Source organism: Tepidibacter mesophilus, assembly GCF_002724055.1.
GTDB lineage: Bacteria > Bacillota > Clostridia > Peptostreptococcales > Peptostreptococcaceae > Tepidibacter_A > Tepidibacter_A mesophilus.
The window spans coordinates 43,866-62,350 of the sequence record NZ_BDQY01000014.1; the positions used below are offsets into that span (position 1 = coordinate 43,866).

At 29.3% G+C, this 18,485-nt stretch carries 17 protein-coding genes; 15 read left to right on the forward strand and 2 right to left on the reverse strand.

Annotated features, from left to right (window positions below; translation table 11 throughout):
• Window positions 1–117: 117 nt before the first annotated feature.
• The 6 genes from Tmeso_RS09840 to Tmeso_RS09865 all read left to right on the forward strand — a co-directional run bounded on the left by Tmeso_RS09840 (window position 118) and on the right by Tmeso_RS09865 (window position 5,771).
• On the forward strand, window positions 118–957 hold the full coding sequence (locus Tmeso_RS09840; RefSeq protein ID WP_145993152.1) for a PRD domain-containing protein: 840 nt from the start codon (window positions 118–120) through the stop codon (window positions 955–957).
• A gap of 16 nt (window positions 958–973) precedes the next feature.
• Window positions 974–2,341 (forward strand): N-acetylglucosamine-specific PTS transporter subunit IIBC, encoded by a 1,368-nt coding sequence (nagE, locus tag Tmeso_RS09845; protein WP_099190701.1) that lies wholly within the window; start codon window positions 974–976, stop codon window positions 2,339–2,341.
• A 42-nt stretch (window positions 2,342–2,383) separates the two neighbouring features.
• A complete protein-coding gene (gene nagA / locus Tmeso_RS09850; RefSeq protein ID WP_099190703.1) occupies window positions 2,384–3,523 on the forward strand; it encodes an N-acetylglucosamine-6-phosphate deacetylase in 1,140 nt (379 codons plus the stop codon).
• Window positions 3,524–4,279, forward strand: coding sequence for a glucosamine-6-phosphate deaminase (nagB, locus tag Tmeso_RS09855; RefSeq protein WP_099190705.1), 756 nt, complete (start codon window positions 3,524–3,526; stop codon window positions 4,277–4,279). It abuts the gene before it with no gap.
• Between the two features lie 11 nt (window positions 4,280–4,290).
• Window positions 4,291–4,767: a PTS sugar transporter subunit IIA gene (locus Tmeso_RS09860; RefSeq protein WP_099190707.1), complete on the forward strand. Its 477-nt coding sequence runs from the start codon at window positions 4,291–4,293 to the stop codon at window positions 4,765–4,767.
• Window positions 4,768–4,844: 77 nt separating this feature from the next.
• Window positions 4,845–5,771 (forward strand): DMT family transporter, encoded by a 927-nt coding sequence (locus tag Tmeso_RS09865; protein WP_099190709.1) that lies wholly within the window; start codon window positions 4,845–4,847, stop codon window positions 5,769–5,771.
• A gap of 11 nt (window positions 5,772–5,782) precedes the next feature.
• Here Tmeso_RS09865 and Tmeso_RS09870 read toward each other — a convergent pair whose 3' ends face one another.
• On the reverse strand, window positions 5,783–6,829 hold the full coding sequence (locus tag Tmeso_RS09870) for a YkvI family membrane protein (RefSeq protein WP_099190711.1): 1,047 nt from the start codon (window positions 6,827–6,829) through the stop codon (window positions 5,783–5,785).
• 169 nt (window positions 6,830–6,998) lie between these two features.
• Here Tmeso_RS09870 and Tmeso_RS09875 point away from each other — a divergent pair, with 169 nt between their 5' ends.
• From Tmeso_RS09875 to bioA, 8 genes are all read left to right on the forward strand, one after another.
• Window positions 6,999–7,679: a response regulator transcription factor gene (locus tag Tmeso_RS09875; RefSeq protein WP_099190713.1), complete on the forward strand. Its 681-nt coding sequence runs from the start codon at window positions 6,999–7,001 to the stop codon at window positions 7,677–7,679.
• Complete coding sequence (locus Tmeso_RS09880) at window positions 7,676–9,112, forward strand: sensor histidine kinase (RefSeq protein WP_099190715.1); 1,437 nt, start codon at window positions 7,676–7,678, stop codon at window positions 9,110–9,112. Before Tmeso_RS09875 ends, Tmeso_RS09880 begins: the two co-directional genes overlap by 4 nt.
• Window positions 9,113–9,303: 191 nt before the next feature.
• On the forward strand, window positions 9,304–10,542 hold the full coding sequence (locus tag Tmeso_RS09885; protein ID WP_207653849.1) for a DEAD/DEAH box helicase: 1,239 nt from the start codon (window positions 9,304–9,306) through the stop codon (window positions 10,540–10,542).
• Between the two features lie 84 nt (window positions 10,543–10,626).
• Entirely contained in the window at window positions 10,627–11,448 is an 822-nt protein-coding gene (locus Tmeso_RS09890; RefSeq protein ID WP_187296303.1) for a L,D-transpeptidase, read from the forward strand.
• Between the two features lie 214 nt (window positions 11,449–11,662).
• Window positions 11,663–12,232: a biotin transporter BioY gene (locus Tmeso_RS09895; protein ID WP_099190721.1), complete on the forward strand. Its 570-nt coding sequence runs from the start codon at window positions 11,663–11,665 to the stop codon at window positions 12,230–12,232.
• Between the two features lie 45 nt (window positions 12,233–12,277).
• Window positions 12,278–13,258: a biotin synthase BioB gene (gene bioB / locus Tmeso_RS09900; RefSeq protein ID WP_099190723.1), complete on the forward strand. Its 981-nt coding sequence runs from the start codon at window positions 12,278–12,280 to the stop codon at window positions 13,256–13,258.
• Between the two features lie 20 nt (window positions 13,259–13,278).
• Window positions 13,279–14,019, forward strand: a complete 741-nt coding sequence (bioD, locus tag Tmeso_RS09905) for a dethiobiotin synthase (protein ID WP_187296304.1) — start codon at window positions 13,279–13,281, stop codon at window positions 14,017–14,019.
• Between the two features lies 1 nt (window position 14,020).
• Window positions 14,021–15,364 (forward strand): adenosylmethionine--8-amino-7-oxononanoate transaminase, encoded by a 1,344-nt coding sequence (gene bioA / locus Tmeso_RS09910; protein WP_099190773.1) that lies wholly within the window; start codon window positions 14,021–14,023, stop codon window positions 15,362–15,364.
• 60 nt (window positions 15,365–15,424) lie between these two features.
• Here the strand turns inward: bioA and Tmeso_RS09915 are convergent, their stop codons facing one another.
• A complete protein-coding gene (locus tag Tmeso_RS09915; RefSeq protein ID WP_099190727.1) occupies window positions 15,425–16,621 on the reverse strand; it encodes an alanyl-tRNA editing protein in 1,197 nt (398 codons plus the stop codon).
• Between the two features lie 118 nt (window positions 16,622–16,739).
• Between Tmeso_RS09915 and Tmeso_RS09920 the strand changes: the two genes are divergently transcribed.
• Window positions 16,740–18,404, forward strand: a complete 1,665-nt coding sequence (locus tag Tmeso_RS09920) for a ribonuclease J (RefSeq protein WP_099190729.1) — start codon at window positions 16,740–16,742, stop codon at window positions 18,402–18,404.
• The last annotated feature ends 81 nt before the right edge of the window (window positions 18,405–18,485 follow it).

The window sequence follows — 18,485 nt, forward strand, 5'->3', positions numbered from 1 at the left end:
TAAATGATAAATTTAGTGCGTTACTGTTGAACAGGCGTAAACTTATGTGTACAAGAACTCTTGTATATATAAGTTTACGCCTTTTTTGTTTCCAAATTTTAGATAGGAGGGTTGGATTTGGATAAGAAAAATTTTAGAGTATTAAAGCTTTTAAATAACAATATAATTCTAGCTTTTGACATTGATAACAAGGAGGAAGTAATACTTCTTGGAAAAGGAATAGGGTTTGGTAAAAAGGAAAATAAAAAGGCCTATATTTCAAGAGATAGTATAGAAAAATCATTCGTAACTTATGATGATAAAATGACTAATGATTATTTTAAGATTGTAAATAACACAGATTCAAAGGTAATAGAAATAAGTGAAAAAATAATAGATATAGCAGAGAAAAAATTAGGTGATTTAAATTCTCATATACACATTCTTTTAACAGACCATATAGGATTTGCTATTGAAAGAGTAAATTCAGGTCTTGAAATAACAAATCCATTTATAGATGAAATAAACATACTTTATCCTGAAGAATTTAAGATTGCAGGTGATGGGATAAGCCTTATAAAAGAAAATTTAGATATTGATTTAGGAGATGGAGAGGTTGGATTTATAGCTATGCACCTTCATTCGGCTAGAAAAAATATAAATGTAAGAGAGACTGTTAAAAGTACGAGGATATTAAATGAGATAGTAAATATTATAGAGGATGGTCTTAATATAAAAGTTAAAAAAACAGATTATGAGTATAAAAGACTTATAAATCACTTGCAAGGTGCTTTGGATAGAATAAAAAACAAAAAAACTATTAAAAATCCACTTTTGAGTAACATAAAGGAACAGTTCAAGGATTCATTTGAAATAATAGAAAAAATAAAGAAGAAGATAGAAGAAGAGTATGAAACTAAAGTATTAGAAGAAGAACTTGGTTATATGGCAATTCATATTGAAAGACTAAAAGGTTAAAAAGGGAGGAATTATAATGAATAATGTATTTGGTAAGGTTCAAAAGTTAGGTAAGTCATTAATGCTTCCTATAGCTGTAATGCCAGTTGTAGCTATATTATTAAGACTTGGGGTATTATGGGACATGCCGTTTGTAACAGCAGCAGGAAGTGCTGTATTTGATAATTTGGCTATATTATTTGCAATAGGTGTAGCTATTGGATTTGCTAAGGATTCTCAAGGTGCAGCTGGTCTTGCAGGTGCAGTAGGGTACTTTGTTTTAGATGGTTGTGCTAAAGCTATTAATGCAGATATTAATATGGGGGTTTTAGCAGGTATGATAGCGGGTATTGTAGCTGGTAACTTATATAATAAATATCATGATATCAAACTACCTGATTTCTTAGGTTTCTTTGGTGGAAAACGTTTCGTACCAATAATAACAGCATTTACTTGTATAATATTAGGATTTTTATTCGGTTATGTATGGCCATATATTCAAGGTACAATAGATTCTATAGGTAATTGGATAATTGGAGCAGGAGCAGTAGGGATGTTTGTATTTGGTTTCTTAAACAGATTATTAATACCAACAGGTCTTCACCATATTATAAATAGTATAGTTTGGTTTATATTTGGAAGTTATAATGGAGCAACAGGAGATTTAAATAGATTTTTTGCAGGAGATCCAAGCTCTGGAGTATTCATGACTGGATTCTTCCCAGTTATGATGTTTGGTCTTCCAGCGGCGGCACTTGCTATGTATACTTGTGCTAAGAAGGAAAATAAAAAGACTGTAGGGGGAGTACTATTATCAGTAGGATTTACTTCTTTCTTAACTGGAATAACGGAACCACTTGAATTTATGTTTATGTTTATAGCACCGGTTTTATATGTAATACATGCTGTGTTGACAGGATTATCTATGGCTGTAACTTATATGCTTGGAATTCGCCATGGCTTCGGATTCTCAGCAGGAGCAATAGACTATTTTGTAAACATGAACTTATCTACTAATGGATGGCTATTGATACCTATAGGAATAGCATTTTTCATACTATACTATGTTATATTCGTATTTGCTATAAAGAAATTTGACATTAAAACTCCAGGTAGAGAAGAAATATTAGAAGATAGTGATTCTAAGGATTCTAATAAAAATTCTGATATGGATGAGTTAGCAGTTGAATATTTAAAAGGATTAGGTGGAAAAGAGAATATAGTTGAACTAGATTCTTGTATAACAAGACTTAGACTTGTTCTTAATGATACTTCTAAAGTAGATGAAAATAAATTAAAGTCATTAGGAGCATCAGGAGTTATAAAGGTTAATAATAAGAGTATGCAAGTTGTAGTTGGAACTAAGGTTGAACTTTTATCTTCAAGAATGAAGAAGCTTATATAAGCTTCTTCATTCTTATTAAAAGTAAAATAGGAGGTGATTGTAGTGAAAGCTATTATAAACTCAAAGATAATATTAGAAGATGTAGTTATAGAAGATAGTGTGATTATTTATGACGATAAAATAATAGATATAGTTAAAAGCAAGGATTTTGAGAATATAAAAGTTAGCAGTATTATAGATGCTAAAGGCAATTATGTTAGTGCAGGTTTTATAGATTTGCATATACATGGATCAGGTGGATATGATACTATGGATGCTACAAATGAAGCCTTAAATTCTATATCTAAAACTATAATCAAAAATGGAGTAACATCGTATTTACCTACCACTATGAGTATGTCAAAATCGGATATAAAAAATGCATTAGATAATATAAGAAATACAAAAGTTACTAATGGAGCAAAGCCTGTTGGAGTTCATCTTGAAGGTCCGTTTATAAATCCTAAATATAAAGGTGCGCAAAATGCAAAATATATAATAAAGCCTGATTATGACTTTATAAAGGACTATCTAGATATAATAAAAATAATAACATTCGCACCAGAGCGAGATGAAAACTCTGAGTTTATAAATAAACTAAAACAACATGAAAATATAGTTTTGTCTATGGGACATACTGATGCTACTTTTGAACAAGCTGTAGAAGCTATTAAAAATGGGGTAACATATGTAACACATGCTTTCAATGCTATGACTGGACTTCATCACAGAAATCCAGGTGTTATAGGTGCTTTATTCGCAAATGATATATATTGTGAGCTAATAGCTGATACTGTACATGTTCACAAGGGTATATTTCAATCATTTATAGATATAAATAAAAAAGAAAAAGTAATACTTATAACTGACTCTATGAGAGCTGGATGCATGAAGTGTGGAGAATATGAGCTTGGAGGACAAAGGGTAATAGTAGATGAAATGAGTGCAAGACTTGAGGATAATACATTAGCTGGCAGCATATTGAAATTAAATGATGCAGTTAAGAATATAAGAGACAATACAAAATACAAAATAAATGACATTATTAATATGGTGACAGTCAACCCTGCTAAAGCAATAGGTCTTTATGATGAAATAGGAAGTATAAAAAAAGGAAAAATATCAGATTTAGTAATATTTGATGAAAATATAAAAATTTTGAGAACAATAATAAATGGAGAAACTTTATACGAGGTGATATAGATGAGAATTATATGTGTTGATAATTATGATGATATGAGCAAAAAAGCTGCTAATATAGTAGCAAGTCAAATAATATTAAAGCCGAACAGTGTATTAGGACTAGCAACTGGATCAACTCCGATAGGAATGTATAAACAGCTTGTAAAAGCTTATGAAGATGGGCATATAGATTTTGAAAAAATAACTACCTTTAATTTAGATGAATACTTCAATTTAGACAAAAAAAATAATCAAAGCTATTATCACTATATGAAAAAAAATTTATTTGATAAAGTAAATATAAATTTAGAAAATATCAACATACCAAACGGTATGGTTGATGATATAGATGAAGAATGTTTACAATATGAAAAGAAAATAAGAAACAAGGGTGGAGTCGATATTCAAGTCCTAGGGATAGGAAGAAATGGACATATAGGATTTAATGAACCAGATATTAAATTTGAAGCACTAACTCATATGGTTAAATTGGATAATCAGACTATAAAAGATAATTCGAGATTTTTTGATTCGATAAAAGAGGTTCCAACAAAAGCTATAAGTATGGGGATTAAGACTATTATGAGGGCTAAAAAAATAGTACTTCTTGCAAGCGGAAAAGAAAAAGCAGAGTGTATATATGAAGCGATATATGGTAATATAACTCCTAATCTACCAGCATCAGTACTCCAACTTCATCCAGACGTTATATTTATAATCGATAAAGAAGCGGGTTCAAAGTTAAATTTAGAAGAGATAGATAAACAATATTTATAGGAGGGAATTAGATGTTTAATTTTTTAAAGAAAAATAAAAATCAAATTAGTATAAAATCTTCATTTGAAGGAGAAGTTGTAGATATAACTAAGGTAAGTGACAAGATGTTTTCTAGCAAAATGATAGGAGATGGAGTGGCTGTAATACCGTCTAGCGCTAAAGCAGTAGCACCTTGTGATGGAGAAATAACTCAAATATTTCCAACTAATCACGCGTTTGGAATAACAAGCAAAGAAGGATTGGAAATACTAGTTCATATAGGTATTGATACGGTGGAACTTAAGGGAGAGGGGTTCAAAAGAATATTAGAAGCAGGAACATCTGTTAAAAAAGGAGACGTTATCATAGAGGTTGATTTAGAATATATAAAAAGCAGAGGTAAAGATACTATAACTCCTATAATAGTAACTAACATGGATAAGGTAGAAAGTATCGATAAAAATCTTCAAAATATAGAAAATGTAATGAATATAACTTTAAAAAAATAATAAAGAAAATATTTTCCACAAAATACCTTAATGGTGTTATAATCATAGTGCGTAAAAACATAATATGAGGTGGGAATATGGATAATATAGATAAAAACAAGGAAAAAGGAGTTATACTAGTTATTATAGCAGCTGTATTTTGGGGCTATATGGGTGTACCTACTAGAAACTTAGGAAATTTAAACTTTGATGCATTTTCAGTTTCTTTTTTTAGAACACTGATTGCAGCTGTATTCTACTTTTTATACTGTTTAAAGAAAAAACCGAAGAGTTTAAAAGTTGATTCTAAAGGAATAATATTTTTTATGATTTATGGAATAAGTGCATTTGCATTAACATTCATATCATATAATATATCAATAAATTATGTTTCTGTGTCAATAGCCACTGTTCTGATGTTTACATGTCCTATTTGGGTAGTAATTTTATCTCACGTTTTATTTAAAGAGGAGATAAATAAAAACAAAGCAATAGCTATAATACTAAATCTATTTGGTTGTTTTATGATATCTAAGGGATATGAGTTTAGTAATTTTTCATTGAGTTTAAAGGGAATAATATTTGGACTTATATCTGGATTTGCATTTGCACTTCAAGGAATACTTGCAAAAATAGTAGATGAAAAATATGATAAAGATTGCCTTTTAGCATATTCATTTTTATTTGGAACCTTATTTTTAATATTTTTTGTAGATTTTAAAAATACTGCAAATATATTTAAAAATACAAATGATATGTACTTTATAATAAAAAACATTATAGTAATAGGTATTTTTAATACTATAATAGCTAATGGATCCTATGTCAAGGCAGTTGAATACTTAGAGGCAAGTGTTTGTAGTATAATAGTGTCACTAGAACTTGTAGTAGCTGCAATTGTAGCATATTTTGTATTTAATGAAGGTCTTGAAGGTTTTCAAATAATAGGTATGATTATGGTTATAATATCTATAGTTGTGCTTAATGTTAAGAAAAAAAAGAATATAGATAAGGAAGTATCTTAAAAAAGGAACGCTTAAATAGCGTTCCTTTTAAATATAAGCTTTAAAAAAGCACATATTATTATTAAAAAGCTTATGTATCCGAATAAAGGATACAAAATCATTATCAAATTCGAAAATCCAAATTTAGCTAAAAATATAGATATTAAACAAAATAAAAAGCATAGTTTCTTTTGTTCTATTTTAAAAATAGGACTTATTCTAGTTATGAATCCAAAACCATTTCCTATAGCAGTTGTAAACATTGCAAACCATAGTATTATAGAATATAAATATTTTCCTCTGTAATCTGAGTAACTAGATATATTTAGCATTGGAAGTTCCAATGAAGAAACATCGTTATAGAGTATAAGCGATGGTATTAATATGAATAAAGCTAATATCCCAAGAAATAAACCTCCAAGCATACCACCTTTTATAGCAGTTTTTTTACTGTCAACTAAAGAACCAACAGATGTTAGTATAACTAAAGCTGGTATCATATTGTAACCAACATAAGTAACAGATGATATTATGAATGTATGGTTATTATTTGTGTTTATGTAATTTAGGCTATTCATATCTATGCCTTCATGTAAAATAACTTTTGTCCCTATATAAACTATTGAGATTAATAAGAAAGGAACTATCACAGTGTTTACTGTAGATAACCCTTTTACACTGAAAATGAATGTTATAAATGTAGCTATAGCCATAAATATTATACCTACGTTAGAATTTATATTATATTGCTCGTGAAATATAGCACCGCTTCCTGCTAACATTATACAATAGCCAGCTATTAGAAACAGTATTATTAAAAAATCTATTACATTACTTATGTTTTTCCCAAATATTGCTTCTAACATCTCGTTGTATGTAGATATTTTATTTCTATGAGCTGTTACTAGTATTATACTTCCTATTAAACAGAATAAAACTGTTGCTATTAGTATACCTATTAGACCATTCACACCAAACTTTCCAAAAAAGTTCATAATTTCCTGTCCTGAAGCAAATCCTGCACCTATTATAGTACCAACATAAATACTAGCTATTTTGATATATGAGTTGTTTTTCATATTATCCCTCCTTATATAAGCCTCTATATTAAATGTATGAATATAAAGAAGAATAATTACTAGTATAAAATCAAAAAAGTATATGTTTAAAAATACAATAGATACAAATATATTAATACTTAGATATATAGGTTATAATTTATATAAATATATTTTGTAGGAGGATATTATGAGTACAAAAAAGATATTAATAGCTGATGATGAAAATCGGATGAGAAAGCTAGTATCAGACTTTTTAAAAAAAGAAGGGTACTCTATAATAGAAGCTAATGATGGCAAGGAGGCTCTTGATTTATTTGAGCAAGAAAATAATATAGACTTAGTAATACTAGATGTTATGATGCCAAAATATGATGGGTGGATGGTTTGTCGTGATATAAGGAAAAAATCAGGAGTACCTATAATAATGTTGACGGCTAGAAGTGAAGAGTTCGATGAATTATTCGGATTTGAAATGGGAGCTGATGAATATGTAAAAAAACCATTTAGTCCTAAAATATTAGTAGCAAGGGTAAATGCTCTTCTTAGAAGAAGTATAGAAGAAAAAAAAGATATTCAAGTGTTTGGGAATTTAAAAATTGATGATAATGCTAAAATTGTATATGTAGAAAATCAGGTAGCAGAGTTAAGCCCTAAAGAATATGAATTACTGTTATATATGATAAAGAATAAAGGAGTTGCACTTAGTAGAGAGCAAATACTTAATAATGTATGGGGATATGATTATTTTGGTGAACTCAGAACTGTTGATACTCATATAAATAGACTCAGAATAAAGCTTGAAAATCAAAGTGATTTAATTCATACAGTAAGAGGTATAGGCTATAGATTTGAGGTTGAAAAAAAATGAAAAAATCTATAAGGACAAAATTATTTATAGGGATAACTAGTATAGTGGTTATATTTGTAGTTATGTTGTGGGGACTTAATTCTACTTTACTGGAAAAATACTATATAAAGCAAAAGAAAAATATATTAATGAATGCAAGTACAGAGATAGATTCTATATATACAGGTCATGTAGATGAAATATACATAGATCTTGAAGTTATTCGCAACACAATAGGTGCAAGTATTATAATAGTAGATCCTAATAGGCATGTTAAGTATACATCTGTTGGCATGTATGCAAAAAAGGCATTTAGTCCTATGTATTTAAATAATATCATGAATATAAAAAATAAGTATGTATTTGCTCTAGAATCGGATCAAAAACTAAATATTGATTTTTTAGCTCTTAAAACTGTTTTAAAAAATAAAGATATATTGATACTTAAAATTCCTATGCCATCTATATCTGAAAGTGCCAACATCGCTAATAAATTTATGATATTTACAGGATTATTAGCTATAATAATAGGAATATTATGGGCTTTGATTTTTTCTAAAAAATTCACTGAGCCTGTACTTTATATAAACGATATAACTAAAAACATTGCAAATCTCAATTTTTCTAAAAAATGTATAGTAGATACAGGTGATGAACTTGGTGAACTTGCCAATAATATAAACTATTTATCGAGTGAACTCGATAAGGCTATATCTAGTCTTTGTCAAGAAAATCAAAAGCTTGAAGAGGATATACAAAGAAAGAGAAAGATAGATAATATGAGAAAAGAATTTATATCGAGTGTTTCTCACGAACTCAAAACTCCGATATCTTTAATACAAGGATATTCAGAGGGACTAAAGGAAAATGTTATAGAGAGTGAAGAAGACAAGGAATTTTATTGTGATGTAATAATTGATGAGGCTAAGAAGATGGATATGCTTGTTAAAGACCTTTTGAATCTTTCTCAGATAGAATCAGGATATTTTAAATTAGAAAAGATGAAATTCAATATATGTGATTTAATAGATCAAACTATTACTAAGTACAAAAATATATTTGATAAAAAGAATATAGATTTAAGAATTGATAAAAATTATACAGGAAATGTTTTTGCAGATAATATGAGAATAGAACAGATTCTAGTGAATTTTATTAATAATGCAATAGACCATGTAGATGATAATAATATTATAAAAATAATTGTAGATGGAAATAATAAAAAAGTAAGAGTAAGCGTATTTAATTCAGGAAAACATATATCAAACGATGATATAGATAAGATATGGACTAGCTTCTACAAAGCAGATAAGGCAAGGACTAGGGAATATGGAGGGTATGGTCTTGGACTATCTATAGTCAGGGCTATTCAAGAACTTGATAAAAATGAATACGGGGTTTTAAATGTCGAAAATGGGGTTATATTTTGGTTTGATGCAGATAAATGTTTATAAAGTGGGCGAATATGTGTTAAAATAAAGTTTGGCATTGAAAACATATATAGGGTTTATGACTGCACTAAAGTAGATTCATTTGATATCGGTGATAAGATGAAGATTTTATAGTGTACTTCATAAATCCTATATAAAAATTGGGATATTAATAAATGCGTTAAATATAAATTAAAAGAGGAATGATATGTATTATGAAATTTTCAAATCTTGGAATAAGTAAAGCGTTAGAAAATGTATTACAAGAGAACAGAATAACGGAGCCTACTTCTATTCAAACTCAAAGTATACCTGTTATATTAAAAGGTAAGGATGTTATGGCTCAAGCACAAACGGGAACAGGTAAGACACTTGCCTTTTTACTTCCTATACTAGAAAAGATTGATCCGAACAAAGGAACAGTACAAGCTTTAATTGTTACACCTACAAGAGAGCTTGCTATTCAAATTACAGCTGAAGCTAAAAAACTACAAGAAGCTAAAGGTATAAATATACTGGCAGCTTATGGTGGTCAAGATGTAGAAAAACAGATAAACAAGTTAAAGGGTGGAATTCATTTAGTTATAGGTACACCTGGAAGATTAGTAGATCATATTGGAAGAAAGACTATTAATTTTAAAAATCTTAAAGCTCTTGTACTTGATGAGGCAGACCAAATTCTTGATATGGGATTTATACATGAAATTGAAGAAATAATGAATAACAGCAACAAATTAAGACAGACTATGTTTTTCTCAGCGACTTTAACTAAGAAGGTCAAATCTTTATCAGGAAGATATATGAGAAATCCTGAATTTATCAAGGTTGAGAGTAAAAAGGTAACTTTAGAAGAAATAGAACAAATAGTTATTGAAACTACCGACAGATTAAAGCAAGATGCACTTTGCCATGCTATAGATGAGCACAAACCTTTTATGGCTATAATCTTCTGTCGTACAAAGCTTCGTGCGCAAACTCTTAATGAAGCTTTAAATGAAAGAGGATATGATTCAGATGAGCTTCATGGAGATTTAAGTCAGCCTAAGCGCGAGAGGGTAATGAAAAAGTTTAGAGATCTTAAACTACAGTTTTTAGTAGCAACTGATATAGCTGCTAGAGGACTTGATATAGACGGTATGAGTTATGTATTTAATTATGATGTACCAGAAGATGCAGAAAGCTATATACATCGTATAGGAAGAACAGGGCGTGCTGGTAAAGATGGAGTTGCTATTACTTTCGTTGCTCCTAAGGATCAAAAAACTCTTGCTGAAATAGAGCAGGGAATAGAAATGAAGATTAAAAAACAAAGATATGAAAAAGAAGGTAGTGACAATGCTTTAGTAGAAGTTAAAAAAGCATCTAAGCCTAAGAAAAAAGAATTTCATAAGAAAGGAACTGACTTCAAGAGAAAAGGCAGCTCATTTAGTAAAAACAAAAGACCTAAAAGATAGTTATAAAATGATATAAATAGTATAAAAATAATATAAATGTCATATATTTACAATATAGATTTTTTCACAAAGGGGAGAAATGAAATGATTAAATTCAAATCATGTGTATTGTATTTATTGGTATTTATATTTTTTTTGTCACCGACATCTTATGCTCAGCCTATTACTAATGTCCAAATTGTTACTGAAAAACAGACGGAGTTTACAGGGAATATACTTAGGTTTAAGGCTTTGAGTGAAGGCAGTAATATGAAGTATAAATGGAGCATATTAAAGGATTCTTGTGTTATTTATACAAAAGATTATAGTGAAAGCAATGTATTTGAATATCCTGTTACATGTGAGGGTATTTATTATGTAGGTGTTAGTATTAAGGATTCAGATGGAAATATTGTAACTTGTGAATCTGAAAAGGTTAGTGTGGTAGACAAAATAAAAGTAGAGCCTCCTAAAGTAAAAACAGCAGAGGAAATAGAGATAGAAAGTGTACAAGCTTATGTAAATGAGACTAAAAATTTAACTAGCCAAACAGATAGGCTTATATGGGTGAATACGGAGAAAAATATGGTATATGTATTCAAAGGTAAAGCTAAAGAGTGGAAGCTTGAAAAGAAGATGCTTTGTACAGATGGAAAAGACTCTACTCCTACGGTTAAGGGAAATTTTAGTGTTAATAGTAGGGCACCATGGCTTACTTCCTATAATGGTAAAGTAAAAGCCAAATATAAGGTGAATTTTTACGGAAATTATTATTTTCATTCAATATTATTTGATTCAAAAGGAACGAAAGTAGTAGATTCAAGACTTGGAAAATCTTTATCTCATGGATGTGTAAGACTTAGTGTTGAGAATGCAAAGTGGATATATGATTATATACCTGATAAAACTGCTGTTCATGTAAGTTAATTTAGCCTGTGATTTTACAGGAAAAAATAATATCATTTTTTTATATTAGATTACTTATTATAGAGTAATTATTTTATAAGGAAATGGTATTATTTTTTATGTTTATTAATATAATCATATTGTCAACTTTAAAAATATTTAAGTTGACAATATAAATCCAACTATGTAAAATAAAATCATAAACAAATATCTGGTAAAAGGAGAGAATAATGATATGAAAATTAAAACTAGAGATATGATTTTGATAGCGATGTTTGCTGCTTTAACAGCGATAGGGGCATTTATAAAAGTTCCCATACCAATGGTTCCATTCACTTTGCAATATTTATTTTGTGCATATTCAGGAGTGTTCTTAGGATCTAAGTATGGGTTATATTCACAACTACTATACGTTGCCATTGGACTTATTGGTATCCCTATTTTTGCTAATGGAGGAGGACCAACATATATATTTCAACCTACATTTGGATATTTACTAGGATTTATATTATGTGCTTATATAATGGGAAAATCAACTGAAAAATTAAAAGATATAAGTTTTATTAATATATTCAAATCCCTCTTATTGGCATTATTTGGAGTTTACGTAATAGGAGTTTCGTATCTTTATATGATTATTAATGTTTATCTTGGAAAAGAAATGAGCATAAAGTCGGCAATAGCAGTAGGATTTGCACCATATATAATTTCGGATTTAATTCTTAGTATAATAATAGCTTACTCAGCTGTTAGAATAATACCAGTAATAAGAAGAACAGGTTTAATTGAAAATCAAGCAGAATAGTTATTGTGATTTATCTAAATTGTATCTTGGGGTGATTTATATAGTATGAAAAAATTTATTAAGCAAGTTACACAAAAAGTTTTAGATGGTCAAGAGATAACATATGATGAGGCATTAAAAATAATTAATGTAGATGAAGAAAATATAGAGGTTCTAGATCTACTTTTTCTAGGAGCCAATGAAATAAGAAAAAAATATGTAGGCAATAAAGTTGACTTATGTACAATAATGAATGCAAAATCAGGTAGATGCTCTGAGGATTGTAAATATTGTGCTCAATCAGTTCACTACGATACAGGTGTTATAGAATATAATCTATTAAGTTATGATGAGATTTTAGAAAGAGCTTTAGAAGTTCAAGATTCAGGAGCCCACAGGTTTTCATTAGTTACTAGTGGTAGAGGTATAAGCTGTGAGGAGGAAATGGATAAACTAGTAGATATATATAGTAGACTAAAAGTAGACACGAGCCTTAAGTTATGTGCATCACATGGGATAGTGAGCTTTGAACAATTGTTAAAGCTTAAAGAAGCAGGAGTAAGTATGTATCATCATAATGTAGAGACTAGTAGTGATAACTATAAAAATATATGCACAACGCATGATTATGAAGAACGAATAGAAACTATAAAAAATGCTGTAAAAGCAGATATTGAAGTTTGTTGTGGTGGGATTTTTGGTATGGGAGAATCCAAAGCAGATAGATTAAAAATGGCATTTGAAATTAAATCTTTAGGTATAACTTCAATACCATTAAATATACTAATGCCTATGAAAGGAACTCCATGTGAAGATTTAAAGGTAATATCGCCATTAGAAATTATTAAAAGTATGGCATTGTTTAGATATATTATACCTAATTCATACATTAGATACGCTGGAGGTAGAATGGCATTAAAGGATAAACAAAGTTTAGGGTTTAATGCAGGAGTAAATGCCGCATTGGTAGGAAATTTTTTAACTACAATAGGAAGCAATGTTGAAAATGATAAAGAAATGATAAATAAAGCTGGATTAGAGATATAAGAGAATAAGGGGGAATTTCTTTGAATAAAGGTATTTTCATAGTCGGTACTGATACTGATGTTGGAAAAACATTTATAACAGCAGGTATAAACTATATCTTAAGAAAGAACAACTTTAATGCTATTAGCTTTAAACCTGTGCAAAGTGGAGGAATAATAAAAGATAAAAAATTAATATCAGATGATATAGAATTTATAAAAAAAATATCAGAGGTTAATGAAGATTATGAAACAATGAACTCTTATTGTTTTGCAGAAGCTGTATCTCCACATCTTGCATCTGAAATGGAGAATATACGTATAGATAAGAACAAAATAATAAGTCATTATAGAAAATTGTATGAAGAATATGATTTTTGTATAGTAGAAGGTGCAGGAGGAAGTGTAGTTCCTTTAATAAGAAATGAATACTATATTTATAATCTTGTAAAAGATTTAAATATACCTGTATTGATAGTAACAACAATAGGAGTAGGCTCTATTAACCAAACTGTATTAACGGCTAATTTCTTAAAAAGCTTAGGAATACAAATAAGAGGGATAGTAATAAATAAATATACGGGGGCTCATTATGAGGATGACAATATAGAAGTTATTAAGTCAATAACAGGGCTAGAGATAATTTCTATAGTAAATAAGTTAGATTTAGATGAAAAAGAAGATTTTATTTTAAAATCGAGAAAAGAATTTGATGAAAATTTAGATATAAATAAATTATTAAATCTATTCAAAAGTGAAAGTAGGGGAGATTTTAGTGAGTGAAATGAATGAGCTTCAAAAGAAAGATTTAAAATATATCTGGCATCCGTGTTCTCAAATGAAAGACTATGAAACATTTGACCCTATAGTTATAAAAAAAGGTGAAGGTGTTTTTTTAGAAGATATGAATGGGAAAAGATATTTAGATGCTGTTTCATCATGGTGGGTTAATTTGTTTGGGCATTCTAACAAAAGAATAAATGAAGCTATATACAAACAAGCTAACAAGCTTGAACATGTTATGCTTGCAAACTTTTCTCATGAGGCAGCTATTGAACTTGCACAAAAAATAGTTAACATAACTCCGAAGGGACTAAATAAGATTTTTTTTGGTGATAATGGATCTTCAGCAGTAGAGATAGCTTTAAAGTTAAGCTTCCAATATCATCAACAAATAGGAAAAAAGAAAAAAATAAAATTTGTTAAGATATCTGATGCTTATCATGGAGAAACATTGGGTGCTTTATCAGTTTGTGATGTTGAACTTTATAACAAGGTATTTAATCCTTTGTTATTAGATGTTATTAAAGTACAAGGACCTGATTGCTATAGATGTGAATATAAATTAGACAGAAAAACTTGCAAAGCCGAGTGCTTCGAAAATATGGAAAAAAATATTGAAAAACAACATGAAGAAATAAGTGCTATAATAATAGAACCTATGATACAGGGGGCAGCAGGTATGAAGATATACTCTGCCAAATATCTAAAAAAGCTAAGAAAATTATGTGATGAGTATGATATTAACTTAATAGCTGATGAAGTTGCAGTAGGATTTGGAAGGACTGGAAAGATGTTTGCATGTGAGCATGCTGAAATTTCGCCAGATATTATGTGTTTATCTAAAGGTTTAACAGCTGGATATATGCCTTTAGCATTAACTTTAATGACAGATAAAATATATAATGCTTTTTATGATGAGTACTCAAAGTTAAAGGCTTTTTTACATAGTCATAGTTATTCTGGAAATGCATTGGGATGTGCTGTTGCAGTTGAAACACTTGATATATTTAAAGATGAAAATATTATCGAAAAAAATATAATTAAATCTAATCTATTAACAAAAAAAGTTCATAATATATTAAATGAGTTACCGCATGTTGGAGAATATAGGCAATTAGGTATGATAGGAGCCATTGAACTTGTTAAAAATAAAGAGTCTAAAGAAGCTTTTGACTGGAAGAGCAGAGTTGGTTATCAGATTTATAAAATAGCTCTTAAAAAAGGTGTATTGTTAAGACCATTAGGAAATGTTATATACTTTATGCCTCCTTACGTTATTGATGATAAAGAGATGGACTTAATGGTAAATACAGCAAGGGACTCTATAATAGAATTTTTTAATTGATAGGAAAGTAGAACTTTCCTATCGATTATGTTAAGCCAATATCCTTAATCAAAGAGAGTACTATGAATTTAACACCTTCATATAAGCATAGTCAAGTGCTGATTCTATATTATTACCTTGCTTTCCGCCACCTTGAGCAGAAAATTCATTTCCGCCGCCTTTACCGTCTATAAGTGTAATTGCATCTTTTAATAATTCATTCATATTACTGTTTTTTATATTCTTAGACTTCATAAATAATAGATTTGACTTATCATCAGTTTTAACTCCGAGTAGAGCTACAACATTTTCAAAAGAAGTAAGCTTAGAACCTATAAGGTTTACAGTTTTTACACTTTCGTCATGGTAAACCTTCTTTATAATCTTTATTCCGTTACTATCTTCACAGTTTCTAAGCATACCTTCTATTTCGTAATCTGCTATTTCAGACTTTAATTTATTATTCTCAGATAAAGTTTTTTTGAGTTCTTTAGTTAATTTTTCTATTTGAATTAAAGCAGCTTCTGTATCACAAGTTAAGCTTGAGCAGACAGTAGATGTGAACTCGCTTTTATTAAAATAATCTTTAACAGCACGATCTCCGCATAAAAACTCTATTCTTGTACAATCCTTATATTTTTCCCACTTAGTTATCTTTATAACTTGAACTTCAATAGTAGAGCTTGGATGAATTCCGCAACATGCATTTACATCAAGATCATCTATTTTAACTATTCTTATTTGACCATCTACATTTGAAGGCATCTTTCTTATATTCATTTTTTTAAGCTCTGATCTTGTAGGATATAAAAACTCTAAAGATATATTTTTAAGTATTATATCATTTGCAAATTTTTCAACTTTTTCTATTTGAGACTTGTCTACAAACTTTTGAATATCTATAGTGCAATGATTTTTACCTAAATGAAATCCAACAGTAGGTGCACCGAATAATTCTACAAAAGAAGCTGATAGAATATGTTGTCCTAAATGTTGTTGCATATGGTCGAATCGTCTATTCCAATCTATTGAACACTTAACCTTATTTTTTTTATTAGGCTTTTTATCAGCAACATGATATATATGATTGTCTTCTTCGTATACATAAGTTATCTTAATATCTTCGATAAACCCTGTATCGCTAGGTTGTCCTCCTCCTTCTGGATAAAAGCAAGTTGTGTCTAGCTCTATATGAAATTTACCTTCTTTTTCAATTACATTTAGTATATTTGCAGTAAAAGATTTTTGGTATTGATCTTCATAGAAAAGTTTTTCCAATATAATCCCTCCTTAAGTGTATAGATATCATTGTACTATAACTAGATATATTTTTGAATAAAGATTTTTTAATAAGGAAAACTTATACTATTAAGTAATTTGAAAAGGAGTGTAATAAATGGAAAATGAAAATTGTGTAAAAGTAATTCCACTAGGAGGACTTGGTGAAATAGGAAAAAATATTACTGCATTTGAATATGAAGATGAAATTGTAGTTATAGACTGTGGTATAGCTTTTCCCGATGAGGATATGTACGGGGTTGATATGATAATTCCAGATATAAGCTACTTATTAAAAAATCAAGATAAGGTAAAGGGTATATTTATAACTCATGGGCATGAAGACCATATAGGAGCTATACCTTATATACTAAAACAGATTAATGTTCCACTTTACGGAACAAAGCTAACACTTGGTATAATAGAGAATAAACTTAAAGAACATAACCTGTTATCAACTTGTACTCTTAATCCTGTTAATGCTTCAGATGTTGTAAAACTTACTCATTTTAAAATGGAGTTTATAAGAGCTACTCACAGTATAGCAGATGCTTGTAGTATAGCTATTCATACGCCTGTTGGAACTATACTTCATACCGGCGATTTTAAAATAGACTATACACCTATAGATTATCTTCCTATGGATTTAAAAAGAATCGCAGAACTTGGAAGTGAAGGTATACTTCTTCTTATGGCAGACAGTACTAATGTAGAGAGAAAAGGTCATACATTATCAGAAAAATCAATAGGAGAGACATTCAGTAGAGTATTCAGTAAAGCAAGGGGAAGGGTTATAGTCGCTACATTTGCTTCTAATATACATAGAATGCAGCAAATAATAAATGCATCTATACGATATAGTAGAAAGGTAGCATTTAGTGGAAGAAGTATGGTTAACATATCTCAGGTTTCAAGAGAATTGGGATATCTGCATATACCTGATGAATATATAATAGATGTAGGTGATATAGATGATTATGAAGATGAAAATATAACTATAATAACAACTGGAAGTCAAGGAGAACCTATGGCAGCTCTTACTAGAATAGCTTTTTCTAATCACAGACAAATAAATATAAAGCCGAATGATTTATTTATAATATCTGCATCTCCAATACCAGGCAATGACAAGCTTGTATCTAAAGTTATAAATGAATTATATAGAAAAAATGTAGAAGTTATATACAAGGACTTAGAAGATGTTCATGTATCTGGACATGCATTCCAAGAAGAATTAAAACTTATGCATTCTTTGACTACACCTAAGTATTTCATGCCTATTCATGGAGAGTATAGACATTTAAAACATCATGCAAATCTTGCTAATAAGCTTGGAATGAATAGAAATAATATATTTACATTAGAAACTGGAGATGTTTTAAAATTATCAAAAGATAAGGTAGAAAAAGGTGATAAGGTTAGAACAGGAAGTGTATTCGTAGACGGTTTAGGAGTTGGAGATGTAGGCAATATAGTTCTTAGAGATAGAAGAAATCTAGCTCAAGATGGAATGATGAATGTAGTTGTTACAATAGAAAAAGAAACACATAGTGTAATAGCAGGGCCTGACATAATAAGTAGAGGATTTGTATACGTTAAAGAATCTGAAGAATTAATAAACGCAGTCAAAGAAATTGCAAAGCAAGAACTCGATAGATGCTTAGAGAATAATATAACAGAGTGGTATGCACTTAAGAGAAATATGAAAAAATCAATAGAGAGGTATTTATACGAAAAGACAAAGAGAAGACCTTATGTAATACCTATAATAATGGAAATTTAAAAATTCGTCTAGTCGCTACGCGCTGACTCATGTCGCCAACAAGTCTCACGACTCTGTTGCTTAAAAATAGTTGTAAGTTTA